Annotated in this window: 18 protein-coding genes; 7 read left to right on the top strand and 11 right to left on the bottom strand. The window is 64.4% G+C overall.

Annotated elements, in window-relative coordinates:
• Positions 1-22 precede the first annotated feature (22 nt).
• Entirely contained in the window at positions 23-526 is a 504-nt protein-coding gene (locus Tfont_RS02065; RefSeq protein WP_003821138.1) for a ClbS/DfsB family four-helix bundle protein, read from the bottom strand.
• 181 nt (positions 527-707) lie between these two features.
• The gene (locus Tfont_RS02060) at positions 708-1,250 is read right to left on the bottom strand and encodes a nuclear transport factor 2 family protein (RefSeq protein ID WP_015912832.1); all 543 of its coding nucleotides are present in this window, start codon (positions 1,248-1,250) and stop codon (positions 708-710) included.
• Between the two features lie 199 nt (positions 1,251-1,449).
• On the opposite strand from Tfont_RS02060, the gene Tfont_RS02055 reads away from it, so the two are divergent.
• A complete protein-coding gene (locus tag Tfont_RS02055) occupies positions 1,450-2,145 on the top strand; it encodes a FadR/GntR family transcriptional regulator (protein ID WP_003821135.1) in 696 nt (231 codons plus the stop codon).
• Between the two features lie 155 nt (positions 2,146-2,300).
• Here the strand turns inward: Tfont_RS02055 and Tfont_RS02050 are convergent, their stop codons facing one another.
• Positions 2,301-2,711: a hypothetical protein gene (locus Tfont_RS02050; protein ID WP_012614065.1), complete on the bottom strand. Its 411-nt coding sequence runs from the start codon at positions 2,709-2,711 to the stop codon at positions 2,301-2,303.
• Positions 2,712-2,891: 180 nt separating this feature from the next.
• Here Tfont_RS02050 and copM point away from each other — a divergent pair, with 180 nt between their 5' ends.
• The 3 genes from copM (at position 2,892) to kdsA (ending at position 4,908) form a co-directional block, all read left to right on the top strand.
• Positions 2,892-3,593: a CopM family metallochaperone gene (copM, locus tag Tfont_RS02045; RefSeq protein ID WP_003821133.1), complete on the top strand. Its 702-nt coding sequence runs from the start codon at positions 2,892-2,894 to the stop codon at positions 3,591-3,593.
• 10 nt (positions 3,594-3,603) lie between these two features.
• Positions 3,604-3,861 (top strand): glutaredoxin family protein, encoded by a 258-nt coding sequence (locus tag Tfont_RS02040; protein ID WP_003821132.1) that lies wholly within the window; start codon positions 3,604-3,606, stop codon positions 3,859-3,861.
• 201 nt (positions 3,862-4,062) lie between these two features.
• Positions 4,063-4,908, top strand: a complete 846-nt coding sequence (gene kdsA, locus Tfont_RS02035) for a 3-deoxy-8-phosphooctulonate synthase (RefSeq protein WP_024082531.1) — start codon at positions 4,063-4,065, stop codon at positions 4,906-4,908.
• 50 nt (positions 4,909-4,958) lie between these two features.
• On the opposite strand, the gene mobH is transcribed toward kdsA, so the two are convergent.
• Complete coding sequence (gene mobH / locus Tfont_RS02030; RefSeq protein WP_003821130.1) at positions 4,959-6,830, bottom strand: MobH family relaxase; 1,872 nt, start codon at positions 6,828-6,830, stop codon at positions 4,959-4,961.
• A gap of 316 nt (positions 6,831-7,146) precedes the next feature.
• Between mobH and Tfont_RS02020 the strand changes: the two genes are divergently transcribed.
• The 3 genes from Tfont_RS02020 (at position 7,147) to Tfont_RS02010 (ending at position 8,868) form a co-directional block, all read left to right on the top strand.
• Positions 7,147-7,773, top strand: coding sequence for an integrase (locus Tfont_RS02020; protein WP_003821129.1), 627 nt, complete (start codon positions 7,147-7,149; stop codon positions 7,771-7,773).
• A 12-nt stretch (positions 7,774-7,785) separates the two neighbouring features.
• Positions 7,786-8,418, top strand: coding sequence for an RES family NAD+ phosphorylase (locus Tfont_RS02015; protein ID WP_012614066.1), 633 nt, complete (start codon positions 7,786-7,788; stop codon positions 8,416-8,418).
• An 84-nt stretch (positions 8,419-8,502) separates the two neighbouring features.
• The gene (locus Tfont_RS02010) at positions 8,503-8,868 is read left to right on the top strand and encodes a DUF3742 family protein (RefSeq protein WP_003821127.1); all 366 of its coding nucleotides are present in this window, start codon (positions 8,503-8,505) and stop codon (positions 8,866-8,868) included.
• 11 nt (positions 8,869-8,879) lie between these two features.
• On the opposite strand, the gene Tfont_RS02005 is transcribed toward Tfont_RS02010, so the two are convergent.
• The 7 genes from Tfont_RS02005 to Tfont_RS01975 all read right to left on the bottom strand — a co-directional run bounded on the left by Tfont_RS02005 (position 8,880) and on the right by Tfont_RS01975 (position 15,206).
• Positions 8,880-10,400, bottom strand: a complete 1,521-nt coding sequence (locus tag Tfont_RS02005) for a conjugal transfer protein TraG N-terminal domain-containing protein (protein WP_003821126.1) — start codon at positions 10,398-10,400, stop codon at positions 8,880-8,882.
• 15 nt (positions 10,401-10,415) lie between these two features.
• The gene (locus Tfont_RS02000; RefSeq protein ID WP_003821125.1) at positions 10,416-10,787 is read right to left on the bottom strand and encodes a hypothetical protein; all 372 of its coding nucleotides are present in this window, start codon (positions 10,785-10,787) and stop codon (positions 10,416-10,418) included.
• Complete coding sequence (locus Tfont_RS01995) at positions 10,784-12,181, bottom strand: integrating conjugative element protein (RefSeq protein WP_003821123.1); 1,398 nt, start codon at positions 12,179-12,181, stop codon at positions 10,784-10,786. Before Tfont_RS01995 ends, Tfont_RS02000 begins: the two co-directional genes overlap by 4 nt.
• Before the next feature lie 9 nt (positions 12,182-12,190).
• Complete coding sequence (locus Tfont_RS01990) at positions 12,191-13,138, bottom strand: TIGR03756 family integrating conjugative element protein (protein WP_012614067.1); 948 nt, start codon at positions 13,136-13,138, stop codon at positions 12,191-12,193.
• Entirely contained in the window at positions 13,135-13,581 is a 447-nt protein-coding gene (locus Tfont_RS01985) for a TIGR03757 family integrating conjugative element protein (RefSeq protein ID WP_003821119.1), read from the bottom strand. The genes Tfont_RS01990 and Tfont_RS01985 overlap by 4 nt, the downstream gene beginning before the upstream one ends.
• A 162-nt stretch (positions 13,582-13,743) precedes the next feature.
• A complete protein-coding gene (locus Tfont_RS01980; protein ID WP_003821118.1) occupies positions 13,744-14,238 on the bottom strand; it encodes a JAB domain-containing protein in 495 nt (164 codons plus the stop codon).
• A gap of 182 nt (positions 14,239-14,420) precedes the next feature.
• On the bottom strand, positions 14,421-15,206 hold the full coding sequence (locus Tfont_RS01975) for a DsbA family protein (protein ID WP_012614069.1): 786 nt from the start codon (positions 15,204-15,206) through the stop codon (positions 14,421-14,423).
• Between the last annotated feature and the right edge of the window lie 2 nt (positions 15,207-15,208).

Genomic DNA, 15,208 nt, shown 5'->3' with positions numbered 1-15,208 from the left:
GCGCAGTGGGTCGCCTCGGCCGCTACAGCACCTGCTTCCACTGGCGCAGCCTCGACAGCGCGTCGTCGTAGGCGGTGGAGGTGAAGAACTGGATCTTGCGCCCGAGGGTCTTCATCGGGCTCAACGCGGGATCGAAAAGCGAGGCGTTCGAATGGTGCGCCACGCAGTCGAGCACCCGGTCCTGTCCCTCCGTGAGCATGGCTTCCAGCTCGCGAAGGTCTCTGCCCGCGAAACGGCGCTGGAAGCCGGCAGAAAGACGCTCGGCCCGCTGCGCCATCGCACTCGGCGAGTAAAAGGACGCCGAAGGTCCAGGCGTCCGATCATGCGCGAACTGCAGGATCATCGTGTTCCAGACGATGACGTCCACCAGGACCATCGCAGCGTTGGTATGCAGGCGCGGCTCCTGCCAGATCATGGCCGTGTGCCGGTAGTGGCTGGCGGGAATGGTGGCAGCTTCTACCCCGAGCTTTCGGTGGCTGGCGCGAACCTTGTCAAGGAGTTCCTGCTTCGTGGTTGGTAGTTTCATTCGGGATTTCTATTTCATCGAGACAAGGCTCGATAACCGGCGTGTCAGATATTCATCAAGTCACCAGCGCAATTACCTTGGATTGAGGAAAAGCGCTTGCCTCACCGCTGCGCTGGCGGCGCCGAGGGCTTGTGCATGATGAAGCGGGACATGTCGGTGATTTCCTGTTTGCGGATTTACGTTACTGCTGAAGCTGCTTCTGCATGGTGTTGTGGTTGTAGTAGTCGCTGGCATAGACAATCTTTCCGTTCGAAACACGGAAGAAGCTCGCGCCGAAATAACTGATGGTCGAACTGGAGGGCGACGTCCCGCCATTGCTGTTCTTGGTGGCGGTGAATTCCCACTCGATCGCCACACCATCGCCGGAGGCAACCGGCTGCGAACGGATTTTCATTTTTCGGTCGGGCAGGATTTTCATCAGAAACTGCGAGACTTCGGTAATGGCTTGAGGCCCAGTGCGGGACGCTTCATTGCTGGTATTGAAATAGACGACGTTGGAATCGAGCACTTTTTCCATCGCGTCGGTTCGCCCGCCATTCCAGGCGTCAAGGTATTGCCGGACCACCTTCACGTTCTCTGGCTCATCTGCCGCCTGCGACGTGACGCTATAGGCGAGTGAAGCCAGCCCGAGGAATATCGCTCCCAAAGCCTGCACCGGACGGCAGCGCAAGCCGTCTGAAGAACGAAGGGGCCTGAATGACAGGGCGTGCTGCATGTTGTTCATGGTCGAAATACTCCAAAAGGTGTTGAAAAAAATCCCGCTCGCACGGGCGTGGTGGAAAATCGCATGTCGCGCGCAACGAAGCACAGGCCGTCGGCAATTGCTCTTTTGTCAAATACATAGAATCATCCTATGTATAAGGCCTGAGTTGCTACAATCGAGGTCCGATGGGCTCCCGTCTCTACGTCATTTGAGAACCGCGATGAATAACCGCTTCACACTCCCACAGGCGCCGCGGCGTTCGCTCGTCGATTCGACGATTGAGCTGATCCGCGGCCAGATCGAGGGAGGCGCCTGGAAGGTCGGCGAGCGCATCCCCAGGGAGCAGGAACTGGCCGAGATGCTGGAGGTTGGCCGCAACACGGTGCGGGAAGCCATTCGCGTGCTCTCGCACGGCCAGGTCCTGGAAGTCCGCCAGGGTGATGGCACCTACGTGCGAACCAATATCGATCCGGCCGAGGTCATGCGCCGTGTCGGGCGTTCCGGCTTGCGAGAGCACTTCGCGTTGCGCTGCATGCTGGAAACCGAGGCGGCCAGGTTGGCCGCGGTGCATCGGTCCAAGGCGGACGTTGGGCTGCTGCGCCGACTGTTGAAGGCCCGCGGCGAGCAGGAGCAACACGCATCGAGCGCGGCCTTTGCCGAGGCCGATACGGCTTTCCACTGCGCGATCGCCGGGATGTGCGGCAACGGCGCGCTGGCTGAGCTGTACCGCTACTTCGCGAACTCGGTCCGCATGAACACGCTGACTGCGCTGAAGGACAAGGAACTGCCCGAGCCGGGTCTCGCGACCCATGAGGCGATCGTGGATGCTATCGAGCGCCAGGATGGAGAAGCAGCTGCGGCGGCTGTGCGGAACGTGGTCGCTCCGCTGATTGCGGCACTTGAGAAATCGGGTTGATCCGAGCGCGACTCCCGCGCTGGCAATGCCGCTTTCCATCGAGCAGCCGGTCGCCGGCCCCGTTGATCGGAACGCGGGTTGTTTCCCGGAGAGCACGCGGTAGCCGGTCCTCATGGATAGGCCCTTGGTGCGCTACAGCGACCGGACGGTGCTGTTCATATCGAATCTTCGACGCGACCACCCGCCAGGACATACCGGGCCAGCGCCTCGGCATCGGCGTGGGTGGCCCGGGTGGACTGCGGTGTACCGAAAGCCTGGACGAGCTTTGGCAGCATGGCCTCCAACTGGGCTCGCTTATCCGAATCCGGTTCGACGTGGATGAGCGCGAGCAATGTGCCGCCAAGCGTCTCCTTGTGAGTCTTCAGCCAGACGCCGCGCTGAGCGCGATCGTCGAGAGTCTCTTCTGGCCCTCCCGCGACGTAGATAAGCACGAAGGGCTTTCCGCAGGCGACGAGTTCATCCATTTCCGCGCACCAGGCGCTGCTGTATCCGTTGTAGATGCTTGCGCCGTCGAAGCGGACGATGGGGAAATCGCTGGTGTCGTGAACTTTCGGTTGCTGGGACATGATCCTGGACTCTCGCTATTAACGTCCTAACATCCTACCTTTGTTGAGAATTACTTGCAACTGAAATGGGCATGGGCACACCGCCGTGCAGCGCCAAGTGACGGGCGAAATAAGGGCTTGACCTTCCAACAATGGGAGGCCCTACAGTGAACCCATCAACCTCATTCAAGGAGTTTTTTCATGAAGGTCAACAAGTTCAGCCTCTTGTTCATTGCGGGCGCCGTCGTGGTCGCCGCCGGCCTGATGGCCGTCCAGAAGAAGGTGGTCGTCCCGTCGGGTGAAGCGATGCAGGCCAGTGCGGGCGGAGGTCACCAAGGGCACGCGATGCCCTCCAGCGCCTCGGCCAATGACAGTCCTTCCACGACCGCGTATCGCGCCGTGAACGACCAGATGCACGCCGGGATGGGAGCGCAGTTCACTGGCAACGCCGACGTCGATTTCATGCGTGGCATGATCCCGCACCACCAGGGCGCGATCGACATGGCCAAGGTGGCGCTGCAGTACGGCAAGGACCCGGAGGTTCACAAGCTGGCCCAGGAGGTCATCACCGTGCAGGAAGGCGAGATCGCCATGATGAACAAGTGGCTGGGCGACAACGGCCAGCAGGCGGCGGCCGGCAGCTCGGGCGATGCCTCGACGGCCGCCTACCGTGCCGGCAACGACCGCATGCATGCGGACATGATGATCGACTTCAGCGGCGACGCCGATGTGGACTTCATGCGCGGCATGATCCCGCACCACCAGGGTGCGATCGACATGGCCAAGGTGGCGCTGCAGTACGGCAAGAACCCGGAGGTCCGCAAGTTGGCTCAGGAGGTCATCTCCGCGCAGGAAGGCGAGATCGCCATGATGAAGAGTTGGCTTGTCGCTCGGGGCAAGTGAAGGCACGACCATGAACCAAGCCAACACCCCGCGCATCCTCATCTATAGCACTCCAACTTGCCCGGACTGCCGGGCACTAAAGGAGTGGTTGTCCCAGCAGGGCATCGCGTTTGAAGAGCGCGACCTGACCGACCCGAAGATTTCCGCGGAGGCCAAGTCACGAACCGGCGTGCGCGTGGCCCCGATCACGATCGTCGGCGACGAGGTCTTCTATGGCACCTTCGCGAGCCAGAAGCCGAGGCTGATGAAGGCGCTCGGTCTTCAGTGAGCCGCTGAAGGAAGACCGTGGTCACGGGCGGAGTCGCCGGTGCGGACCCCGGTCGGACCCTGTAAGCGCTGTTGTGGACGCGTCTGCACGCAAAGCTCAAGACCGTGAGGCATTCTTCGCCGACGACGCTCGGCGCTTTCGCCTGCGGTCGTTGACATCACGAGAGGAATTTTTATGCGATCGACATCATCAGCCACCTCCCTGCACGTCGCCATTTCCGAGGGCATCACAGTCGCCAACGACCTGCCGTTCGTGCTGTTCGGCGGCATCAACGTCATCGAGGATCTCGATACGACCCTGGCTGCGGCTGAGCACTTCGCGGAGGTGACGCGCAAGCTGGGGATACCCTTCGTTTTCAAGGCGTCGTTCGACAAGGCCAATCGCTCGTCGATCCATTCTTTCCGAGGTGTCGGCCTGGAGGAAGGGCTGCGGGTCCTCGATGCGGTCAAGTCGCGGTTCGGATGCCCAGTCTTGACCGACGTGCATGAGGTTGAGCAGGCCATGCAGGTCGCTGCCGTTGCCGACGTACTGCAAGTTCCGGCCTTCCTGGCCCGGCAGACCGATCTGGTGGCCGCCATTGCCCGCACCGGTCGGGTAGTGAATGTCAAGAAGCCGCAGTTCCTCAGCCCGGGCCAGATCAGGCATGTCGTCCACAAACTGCACGAGGCTGGCAACCCGCGCGTCCTGCTGTGCGAGCGTGGCACGCAGTTCGGCTACGACAATCTCGTCGTGGACATGTTGGGCTTCCGCGAAATGAGCGTTGCCAGCAGTGGCCTGCCACTGGTGTTCGACGTAACCCATAGCCTGCAGCGGCGAGAAGCGGATGCGTTGGCTTCGGGTGGGCGTCGCCAACAGTTGCCCGAACTCGCGCGGGCCGGCATGGCGGTCGGCATTGGCGGTTTGTTCCTCGAAGCACACGCCGACCCGGCGCATGCACGTTGTGACGGACCCAGCGCTCTGCCACTGGACACGCTCGAACCGCTGCTGCGGCAGGTCAAGGCGGTGGACCAACTCGTCAAGTCGTTCGAGCCTCTTCGGATCGACTGAAGCTTGCCACCCGTTCAAACAGAACGTGTGGCACTTCCCCTCTTAGTCGGCTATTTGAGCGACAGATAAGGATTGTTCGGTGGAACGGCATCGAATATGTGCGATGGGTCTTCGAGCAAATAGCCATGCACCTGGCGCGTTTTGCGCGGTCCCATGACCTCGCACGTCCTGATGTTCAGACCCGATGGCTGTTTCCTGTGGAGTCCGAGTTTTTCAAAGCGCTTCTGCACCCACTGCCAGTCCTGCAGGGCCGCGTCCTTCGCAAGCGGCCCAATGGTTGGATGCTCTTGTGCGTAGCGCTGGAAAACACCAGGGCTGATCAGGTAAACCGTGTCGGACACGGTATGTACCAGGGCCTTGGCGTCATTGATGATGAGCTTGCGGGTCTGGACGGCCTGTTTCAGCCAGGCCATGAAATGCTCGCCCGATGGCCGCCCGGTAAATGAGGCGAAATCGTGCGGCGCAGGCGCGGCGGTCGGCGCCGAAGGACCTGGGGCCGATGCGGGAGGGTCGAGCGGCACCGCTGCATCGTCGGCACCCTCTGGCGGGGCTTCGACGGACTGCTCCGGCTCAGGCGTTGTCTCGAACATCGCCAGCATGCTTTCCAGTGGGTCGGCCGGATTGCGCTGCGTGCTGGGAGGTATGGCGTGACTTCCGCCCGACTGATCTGGACGGCTGCTTGCTGCGGGCTCCTTCTCCGTTGCCACCGCTGCTCCAGGTAGCAATGCAGCGTCGGGTGCGGACGGGCGCGGCCCGTCCTCGGCCTCGCCGGCGTTGTCCACGGTCACGGTTCCCGCAAATGGGCTGGGTCGCTCCGAGGGCTCCCAGATCAGCGCCGGGGCCAGGCGCAGGAGCGTGAAGGCATGGGACCAGCCACTCTCACTGGTAATAGTTGCGCGCCAGATGGCCTTGCCGGAGGCGGTGGGCTGCAACATGGCATGATCCTGTAGCACGTTGAACACGGCCGTGTTGTTCGCGGGGATGCCATCGACCCCCTGGGACAGCAGGTGCGCGCGCAGCTTGTCCGAGACTGTCTTGCTCACCAGCCACAGCGCGTCCTCGGTGAGCCAGCCATCGGAGGCCTCCGGCTGGTTCAGTTTCAGCTCTTCCTTGAGCAGGTAGCGCAGCCCGTTGACCAGCTTGCGTTGGAGCGAGTGCTTGGGCGCGGCCATGGCGCGCGCGGGATCGCCGCCCAGCTCCTGGGCGACGGAGGCGCGGTCGGCCTGCACGACAAGCTCGCCCAGAACCCCGGCGTGCTCGTACTGCCCAGCCAAGACGTAGAGCAGCGGCGCCCACAAGGATGGATAGCCACTGAGCCAGTCCAGCAGATCGCGATTGAGCAATTGCTGGTACAGCAAGCCTGTCGCGGCGCTATGAAGCCGGTACTCGCGGTCGTCGCGGTAGCGGAAGCGGTACGGTTGGCGCAGCGGGCCGTGCCATGGGTGCCAGGTGCTGCCGTCGGCCAGCTCGACGTGCAGATCGACGGCCACCTTGCCGATGTCATGGAGCAGTGCGGCATAGGCGACGGCCGCAGTCCAGGCTTCGGCCTGCGCCGCCTGGTCTTCGGGGCTGGCCCCGATGGGCAGCAGATGGGACTGCCGCAGCTTTAGGCTGTAGGCGACGATTTCGAGGCCATGGTCGAGCATGCCGCCCGGGTAGGCATGGTGATGCGCTTCGGAAGCCGGGAAGGCCTGGACCAGCTCGGCGTAGCGCTCCAGCGGCGCGCGGTACAGGGAGGCGAACTGCTTGCGCGAAAGCGAGGTGCGCTGCCAGATGTGTTCCAGCAGCTTCTGCCGGCGCGGGGTGGCGAGCAACGATGCGGCCGACTCCGGCCGCATCAACCCTTTCGGGAGGTCGGTGGCGGGTGCTGGCGACGGCGCGGCAGCGACCGGGGGCCGTTTTCGCTGGAACAGGGAGAGCATGTCGGTGTCCTGATGGCGGGCCGGGCGGGAGGCCTTTTGGCCTTTTCAAGGTAGGGCCTTTCCCCTTGCACCCCATTCCCTTGCCGTTTCGACCCTTTGGCCTTTAACCGTTTCGGTATAGCGGGGCCTGGGCTGCGGCTCCAGCGTCAATGCGGAACCCGCACGAATGGATTAGACGGCGACCTGGCGCTGGGCCCCGGCCTATGCTGCCGGGGCGCTACACCGCCAGGTAGGCTCCCACCCGGGCGACTAAGTTGACAAATGCGACAAAGGAGACTAGAGTGAATCCTGTCTCAAACCTACCTGGGAGCTGACCATGCCCACTGCGATCGAATTCATTGCCGACCGGCTGCCGCGAGTCACGGTGGAGGATGTGCGACGCTTCGCCGATACCGTCGAAATCCGGGATGCACCGGCGTTCGCGGCTGAGTTGCAGGCGTTCATCCACGAGCGCGTGGAGGCGGTGACGCTGCCCGCCAACCTGGAAGGTGAAACGGTGGCGCAGGCCTTGCAGCGCAAGGCGGCCGCGTTGCGCTCCGACACGCGCTGGACACCGGCTGAAACCGATGTCCAGCGAGGCCGCGCCTTGCTGCTGGAAGCCTTCAACCAGCCGGACAACCTGCCGCCTGCCGAGTTCGCCAAGCTGGCGGACAAGTCGCGCCAGCAAATCTACAAGGACATCCTCGCCCGTCGGCTGCTGGCGCTGAACGTGGGGCCGCGCGGCCAGAAGCTGCCCGACTGGCAGCTCGACCCGGTGAAGCAGCAGTTGACCCAAACCGTGCTCCAGGAGGTCGAGGGCATCGACCACTGGACGATCTACCGCGCGCTGTCCGAACCCCTCGAAGGCCTGGGTGGTCGCTCGCCCGTGGATGCGGTGACGCATGGCACGATCGATGACGTGGCCGAGGCCGTGTTCAACGTGCTGGGCGTCCAGGTGCATTGAAGCGAGACCGCCATGAGCCACGAGCTGCCTTCGTTCCTGATCGATGCCGGTGAACTGCTCCAGCATGTGAGCCGCGTCGTCTATCGGGGCAGCCCGCTGTACTATGGCCGCAGCAGCACGAATCGCTACGATGACCCAGCGGGGGCCTACGGCGTGCTCTACCTGGGGCGCGACCTGCCCACGGCGCTGATGGAGTCGGTGTTTCACAAGCACCAGTGGCTTGCGGACACGCAACGCTCGATCGCGCTGAAAGAAGTCCAAGCCCGGATGGTGCGCGCAGTAGGCGTGATGGACGACGTGTTTCTGGCCGATCTCACGGCGCAGGGCGTCATGGCGGGCTACTTCGGCCTGAACCTGGAGCAGTTGGCCAGCCGCGACTACACGCACACGCAGCGGGTGTCCGCCCAGGTGCATGCGATGCTCGGAGATGATGGCCAGGCGCTGTTCGACGGGGTGCTCTATCCGTCGCGCAACAACTATCCCGCCAAGAGCATCGCCCTGTTCGAGCGTGCGGGAGCGAAGGTTGGCGTCATCGAGGACATCGACCTGGTGGACCATGTGGACTGGCCGCGTTTCGTTGTTACCTACCGCATCGGCGTTGAACCCGACCCCGGCCCGGTGGGGCCGGATGACGAAGCGTCCTGAAGCAGCAAGAAAACACATTGAAGCCGCAAACCGAATGAAGTGGAGCAAACTGGAATAGGCATTCCTCAACAGCAGGAGACGACCATGAACACGACGACCCGCACCAGCACCGCAGAACGCCTCGGCCGCGCCTTTGGCCGCGGATGGCGTGCCTATGCGCGACGCGAACGGCGGGCGTCGAACTGGTTGGTGTCCAAGGGCATGCCGCGAGCTGGCGCTACCGCGCTCGTGTGGGTAGCCAAGCTGGCTGTACTGGGGGTGCTGCTCTACGTTGCGTTTTGGTTTGCACTCGTGATGCTGGGCGTTGCGGCGGCGGGATGGGCTGCTGCTGCAAATACTTCGGATGAGGACGAGTGGCCTTTCACCGACCTCACCGAGCTGCGCAAGACGCCGGGCTACGATCCCAACCTGTACAACGACACGTCGCACGAGTTGTACACCGACGACTGACCGGCCTCGCGCTATTTCAGTTTTCCTCCGGTGAGCGCCCCGGCACCCTTGCCGCCAGCTTGGCCGGCGCTCTTGCTGCCATCGGAAAGTCCCTGGATGACGTGCCCGGCCCGAATCCCAACCCAGGTAAGGCTCGCCAGCCAGAATCCCGGCAGAACCAGGAACATCGTGCCCATGACGAACATCAGGAGCATGTCGCCGAAGGCGTTGTTCAACCCTACCAGCGGGTCAAAGTTGGTGTGCGGCCGGTTCCAGCCAAAGCCCCAGCCATAAAGCGCGTCCAGAATCGTTGAATCGATCCAGCGTGCGAGCTGGAACCAGAAGTCCGTGAAGAACAGCGCGAACTGCACGACGCTGACGGTGACGACCGTCTTCAGGTCGTAGGTGCCCACAACCAGCACGAGCGGGATGCAGATGACCAGCGCCATCTTCAGTAAGGCGAGGATCATGGGCAGGGATTGGCGCACGACATCCATGGCAGGAAACGCGGCAATCGCGCCGACTGCCATCCCCACGTCGCCCGTGGCGCGCGTCACGATGTTCGGCAGGGTCTTGTCGATCTGGCCGCCGTAGTCCGTATAGACGCTGCCCTGGTTCAGTTTCTGCTGCCGCGGTGACGCGATGGCGCGGATCACCGAATCGTCCACCTCGGCCCGGCTGAGGAACCCGGCCCAGCCCGCCAGGCGATTCAGCAGGGTCGGGTCCACTTGCCCCAGCAGCCGCGCGCGCAGGCCGTTGCTGCCGTCTGACCACCACTGCCTGCAGGTCGGGTAGCCGCCACCATTGGCAACCTGCGCGAGGCCTGCATCGCGGGTGTCGTCATAGGGCCATGCCTCGCGCGCCGTGCTGGAGCGGTAGCTGTCGTAGTAGCCACCCGTGTCCGTGAAAAAGCGCGAGCCGATCCAGGTTACGTCGTGCATCTGCTGCTCATCGAGATCCGGGCGCTGCATGAACAATTTGGCCCGCGCAGGCCCATAGCAATCCCGCGAGAAGTCCGCGACCTCCTGAGCCAGTACCGGGTCGTCAATGCGGGTCGCGTCGATCTCCATCCTCATCTGCCGCAGGTCCGTACCGCACGGGATCGCCGCTACCGAGGCGCTCGTGACGGCGCGCGAGAGCGCGTGCATGAAAGCCCACCAGACCGGCACCTTCGCCGACTGGTTGTTGATGGTGCTGAAGGACTGCGACCAGCCGGTTTCCGTGGGCTGCGGCACGCTGACCTGGCACTGCGCCGAGCGCGAGCTGTCGTACTGGATGGTGCTGAGGTCCACGTCGATGAACGGAATGCCCGCGAACATCACCACCACGATCGCGACGAACACCCGGTTCTCGATACGGGCGGCACTCAGAACGCCTTTGTTGCCCTCGTCAGCGCCTTCCGCGCGGGCCTTCAGCCACTCCTGCACGACGATGGCGACGAAAGGCAGCGCGAACACCCCGCTGGACACCAGCACGGCCCAGATACCGTTGTTGACGATCCAGGACACGAGGGTGAGGTAGTACTCCAGATAGTCGGTCGTGAAGAGCGTCATGGCCCCGATCTCCCCTCAAGCGGCCTGCATCAACAGGCTGGCTTCCAGCGCGACGATGGCGACGACGCCGGCGACCTCGGTACGGATCAGCCGGCGCCGCGCCTGCCCATCTGTCCCGCTTTGGTCTTCGCGGGCCAGCACCCGGCGGCGCATCCAGAACCATCCATAGGCCGTTGCCGCGTACACGCACAGCCGCCAGATGAAGAAATACCCTGCGGAGGCCGCCAGCCACCGTTCCCAGCCTGCAACGCTGCCGACCAGGTTGATGCCCGCGACGTTCGCCCCCACTGCGGCGGCAACGATAAGCACCAGCCACAGCAGCGTCTTCGCCGCGCGCCGGCTGAACAACCAGCGCAGCGGCCGCCAGGCCATGCGCGCCGGGCTCATGGCCGACTCCCCGGATTGCCCTTCTGGAGCTGGTCGAGACGGTCCGGCACAGGATCGCCCTCGTAGATGCCGCGCGAACCGGCCGCGCGCGCGCCGTGGCGCTGGATGATCGCCATGGGCGAGTTGTTCGCCAGTTCGCGCCGCAGCTCCAGTTCGGTCTTGAGGTTGCGAATCTCACGGTCGAGCGTGTCGCTCTCGTGGTTCACCGCCTCCACGGCAAGTTCGTTCGCCGCGACGTTGGGCTCCTTCTTGCCCGTGAGCAGCGTGCGCTGCAGCAGCAGCGCTTTCTCCAGCACGGATGCCAGCGCGACCTCGGACGCGAGGCGCTGCGACAGCAGGTGCTGGTCGGGCTCGTCGCGCAGCGCCTCGATCACGCCGCGCGTGATCGGCAGCGACGCACTGCCAGCTTCGCGCAGGTTCTCCGGCGTCGTGTTCTTGGCCTTGGTTACCAGGTCCTGGAGCGCCTGCAGCTTGGCGTCGTACTCCTCCTGGATCAGCGGCGTGAGCCCGACGCCCGGCGTCGTCTCGGTCTTGGTGCAGGCATCGCACGTGCGCTGCTCCTTCTCGCCGAGCACGCGCGTGGCCCACTCGACGGCAGCCTGCGGCGAGGTCCAGGTCTGGCACGAGAGACTGCTGCAACTGGCCGGCGCAATGGACGAGGTGTCGGTCACGCCGCGGCCGTTGACCAGGTTGTAGCCAGCGCGGGTGACATCGCCGACGACCTTGATCGCGGGCTGGCCGGAGCCGCCCGCGTTGCTGCCCCCGACCCACGGCACGCCGTCATTGCCGCGGCGCGTCTCGGCCTGCTCGATGGCCGAGACCGCATCCGTGCTCGACACGGCATCGCGCAGCGCCAGCCCTTCGGCCATCTGGCTCCAGCCGAGTTGGCCGCCCGCCGTTTCGGCCATCTTCTCGGCCATGGCACGGCACGTCAGCTTGCTGCGGTCGAAATCCAGCCGCGCCTGCAGCACGCCATTGGTGAGCAGGTTGTACAGACCGGGATCGGCCCGCTGGATGATCAGTGCGGGCAACGATGCCACCGCACTGGTGGCACTCTGGATCACCGACGACATGATTTGCTGGAAGCCGTTGGTAATGCCGTTAAGTTGGTTCTTCAACGTGGTCTGGATGCTCATGTCGCCGCAGATCAAGTTGCTGTTCCAACCCACGCCGACACCGATGGAGCGCATGCCGGCTGCACGTCCCATCGACACGGCGTTGCCGCCACCGATCGAGTACATGACGTCATCGCCGATGACGCTGCCGCTGGTCTGGTATCCCAGTTGACCCCAGGCCACGCCGCTGCCCAGCGCGAGCGCGCCGGCCAGTGCCAGGACGATCTCCGTGCGACGTACCCGGCGGGAGAACGGATTGAATGCAGGACGGAACTTCATGGCACCCCCTCAGAGGAAATCGACGCTGCCCAGGAACACCTGGCCCCGGCGCTCGCAGCAGGCATACGGCCGCCACAGCGCCCATGCGTAGTCGCCTTGCTGGGCCTGGGTAAGGAAGCCGCTGCGCGGGAAGACCGTGCAGGACGAGGACAGGACGGGCGTGAGTTCTTGCCACTTGCCGGTCGAGGCATCGCCCTCCATCAGCGCGCCGGCCGGCCAGTAGCCGTCACGGGAGTTGGCAAGCAACGGCTGATAGACGTGGATCTGCCCGCGGCGCGTGACCACATCGCCCGCACGCTGGGCCACCACTGCGCCGGCCTTGAAGTCGTCGGTCTGGTGCAGGAAGCCGCCACGGGGATACACGTTGCCCCAGAGATTCATCGTGGTACGGGCACCGACTTCGCGCCGGCCCGGAATCAGCGCTTCCGGGTAGGCCATCTCGGGCACGTTGTAGCGCCAGGCCAGCGTATCCAGGGTGCTGAGCAAGTACGGCATAAACGCCGTGCCCGCGCCCTCACAGAAGTAGCCTGACGAAGAGACGAACTGGTTGAACACCTCTGCGCCGGGGTGACCGATGACATCCGCGTTCTTGAATTTGGCGAGGCTGTTTTCGTGATCCTCGTTCGTCGTTCCGTCGCCGCCAGCTTGGGCGGACGGGTTGGGCGTGCTCATTGCCTGGACTTCGACCCAGGGGTTTTCTCCGGTATTCGAGTACGACGACACCACTGCATCGGGGATGTAGTGGCGCACCTTGATCGACGTGCGCACGGTGCAGCCCGTCCATGTGCAGTAGAGCCAGTAGCAGATGCCGACGACGCGGTATTCGAGGCAATCGGGCGATGCCACCGAGCCGATGATGGTCGCTGTATTGAGGGCGTAGCTGCCCGTGGCGCTGAGCAGCAGCAACGAAGCCACGCCAGCGCGCAGGCGGCGCATCAGGTCGAATGGTCGGGTCACGGCTGGGTCCTCCGGTGCTGCTCGATGCGCGCGACAGCGCGAGCCACATCCGGCTCGCCATAGACCACATAGCGCCTGTCCACCACCACGGCCGGGAGGCTGGTGATGCCGAGGCTCCATGCGTCGGTAACGCCTTGGTATGCGGAAGCGATGCGTCGCTGCAGATCGGCACCGCCGCCATTCAGCCGGCGCTTGACGATGGCCGTCGCCTGTTCGGGGTCGGTGGGCAGTCCCGCGGAAAGCTCCGCTTCAATCCTGTGGGCTTCGTCCAGCTCGATCAGCCGCTCGCCGCCCATGGTCTTGACCGGGTGGCGGCTGTCGGTGACGACCACCACGTCGGCGGCGAAGGTGGCCGGGCTGAAAACGGCCAGGGCTGCCGGCAGCGCCACGGCCCGGCCGAGGGTTCGCCAGCCCGGCGCGAACCTGGAAAGGGATGCTGTCATGTCGCGTGCCCTTGAAGTTGATCAGAGCAGTAGTCAAACGCGAAGCCGACGCGGCCCCAACAAACAATGCGCATCGCGCACTGCCCGCATACCTGCTTGTCTCGCGCCCATGAAAAAGCGGAGGCCGAAGCCTCCGCGTGGATCAGGGAGCCGATGCCGTCGCTACAGCAGGCCGGATTCCGCGAACGAGTACGGCGTGCCCTGGCCGACGATGAGGTGATCCAGCACCCTCACGTCGATCAGCGACAACGCGGCCCTCAGCGTTTGGGTCAACGCACGGTCCGCGCTCGACGGCTCCGTGCAGCCCGAAGGGTGTTGGTGAGAAAAAATGACCGCTGCCGCATTCAGTTCCAAGGCACGCTGCACGATCGGACGCGCATGCACCGAGGTCGAATGGATCGTGCCTCTGAACATCGGCTCGTAGGCCAGCACCTCGTGCATGCTGTTGAGGAACACGATGGCGAAGACTTCATTGGGCTCGGCGGCCAGTTTCAGGCGCAGGTAGTCCTTGACGGCGGCAGGCCTCTCCAGGGATGGCCCCTTCTTGAAGACCCGCTGCTCCAGCAGCGCGATGGCTTGCCGGATGATCCAGTCATCGGATTGGGACATGGGGGCAAAACGTGGCTCCACGCAGGAGTCGTTGGCGACGAGAGACATGGCGGACCTCCAGAAAGTGAGCGGAGGGCGCCACCCTGGGAGGGCAAGCCCTCCTGGGGATGGAAACAGCGGAACAAGGTGCATCCATCACCGCGCGGCGGTGATTGTTCGCGGCCAGGATGCGAAAGCGAACGGGTAGCGGTCAGCGCGGCGAGCCGCGCCGTAGCCTTCAAGACCGAGGGCTACCTGGGCATGTCGCCGACAACGTCGGCAGGCATTTCGGATGTGGGGGTGGCGGGCGAACCCGGCGCGTCGCTGGCCATTTCCCCGGCCGCCAGCAGGTCCATGGCCGAGAGCAAGGCATCGCCCTCGATCGGCCCCTGCAACAGGATGGCCTGGCCCGTCTGGCGATCGAGCAGTCGCAGCGACGGCGTGGCGGTCACGCCGCTCTTGGTGGCTTCCGCGGCCTGCGCGCGGATGGCCACGTTGGGGCGCTCGCTAGCCATGCACTGTTCGATGGCTGACGTTGTTTCGGGGTAACGCAAGCCATCGGGCAAGCCCTGGCCGTCGCTGCGCGTGTGGGCATAGACCCATTCGACCGCCTGCCAGAACGCCGCATGCCCGCCCGCTTCGGCGGCGCACTCGGCCAGACGTGCCTCGGCCGACGCGGCAGGCTCGTGCGCGGCCAGCGGCTGGTGATGCCATTGCAGCGCCACGTCGGTGTTGTTGCCGACCCAGCGCTTGAGCTGCGGGAAATACTCCCGGCAGAACGGGCATTCCAGGTCGGCATAGAGCGTCAGCGTGAAACGGCCTTCCGGGTTGCCCATCTGCCAGGGTGGCCCAGCGACCTGCGCCGTGCTGACCGGCGCGCGCGACGGCGCTGAGGATTCGCCGGGCGTCCGGGACACCAGCCAGATCAGCAGCAGCGCGACCAGCGCAGCAGCCAATACCCAGGGCCAGCGAGGCCGCCAGCGGCGACGGCGGAACGCCTGGACCTGCATCGGAATGGAAGGACGTTTCTGTTCCATGG

Origin of the sequence: Tepidimonas fonticaldi (genome assembly GCF_007556755.1) — a bacterium.
Taxonomy (GTDB): Bacteria; Pseudomonadota; Gammaproteobacteria; order Burkholderiales; family Burkholderiaceae_C; genus Tepidimonas; species Tepidimonas fonticaldi.
The sequence above is the reverse complement of the archived record's forward strand: the minus strand, read 5'-3'. Positions and strand labels throughout refer to the sequence as shown.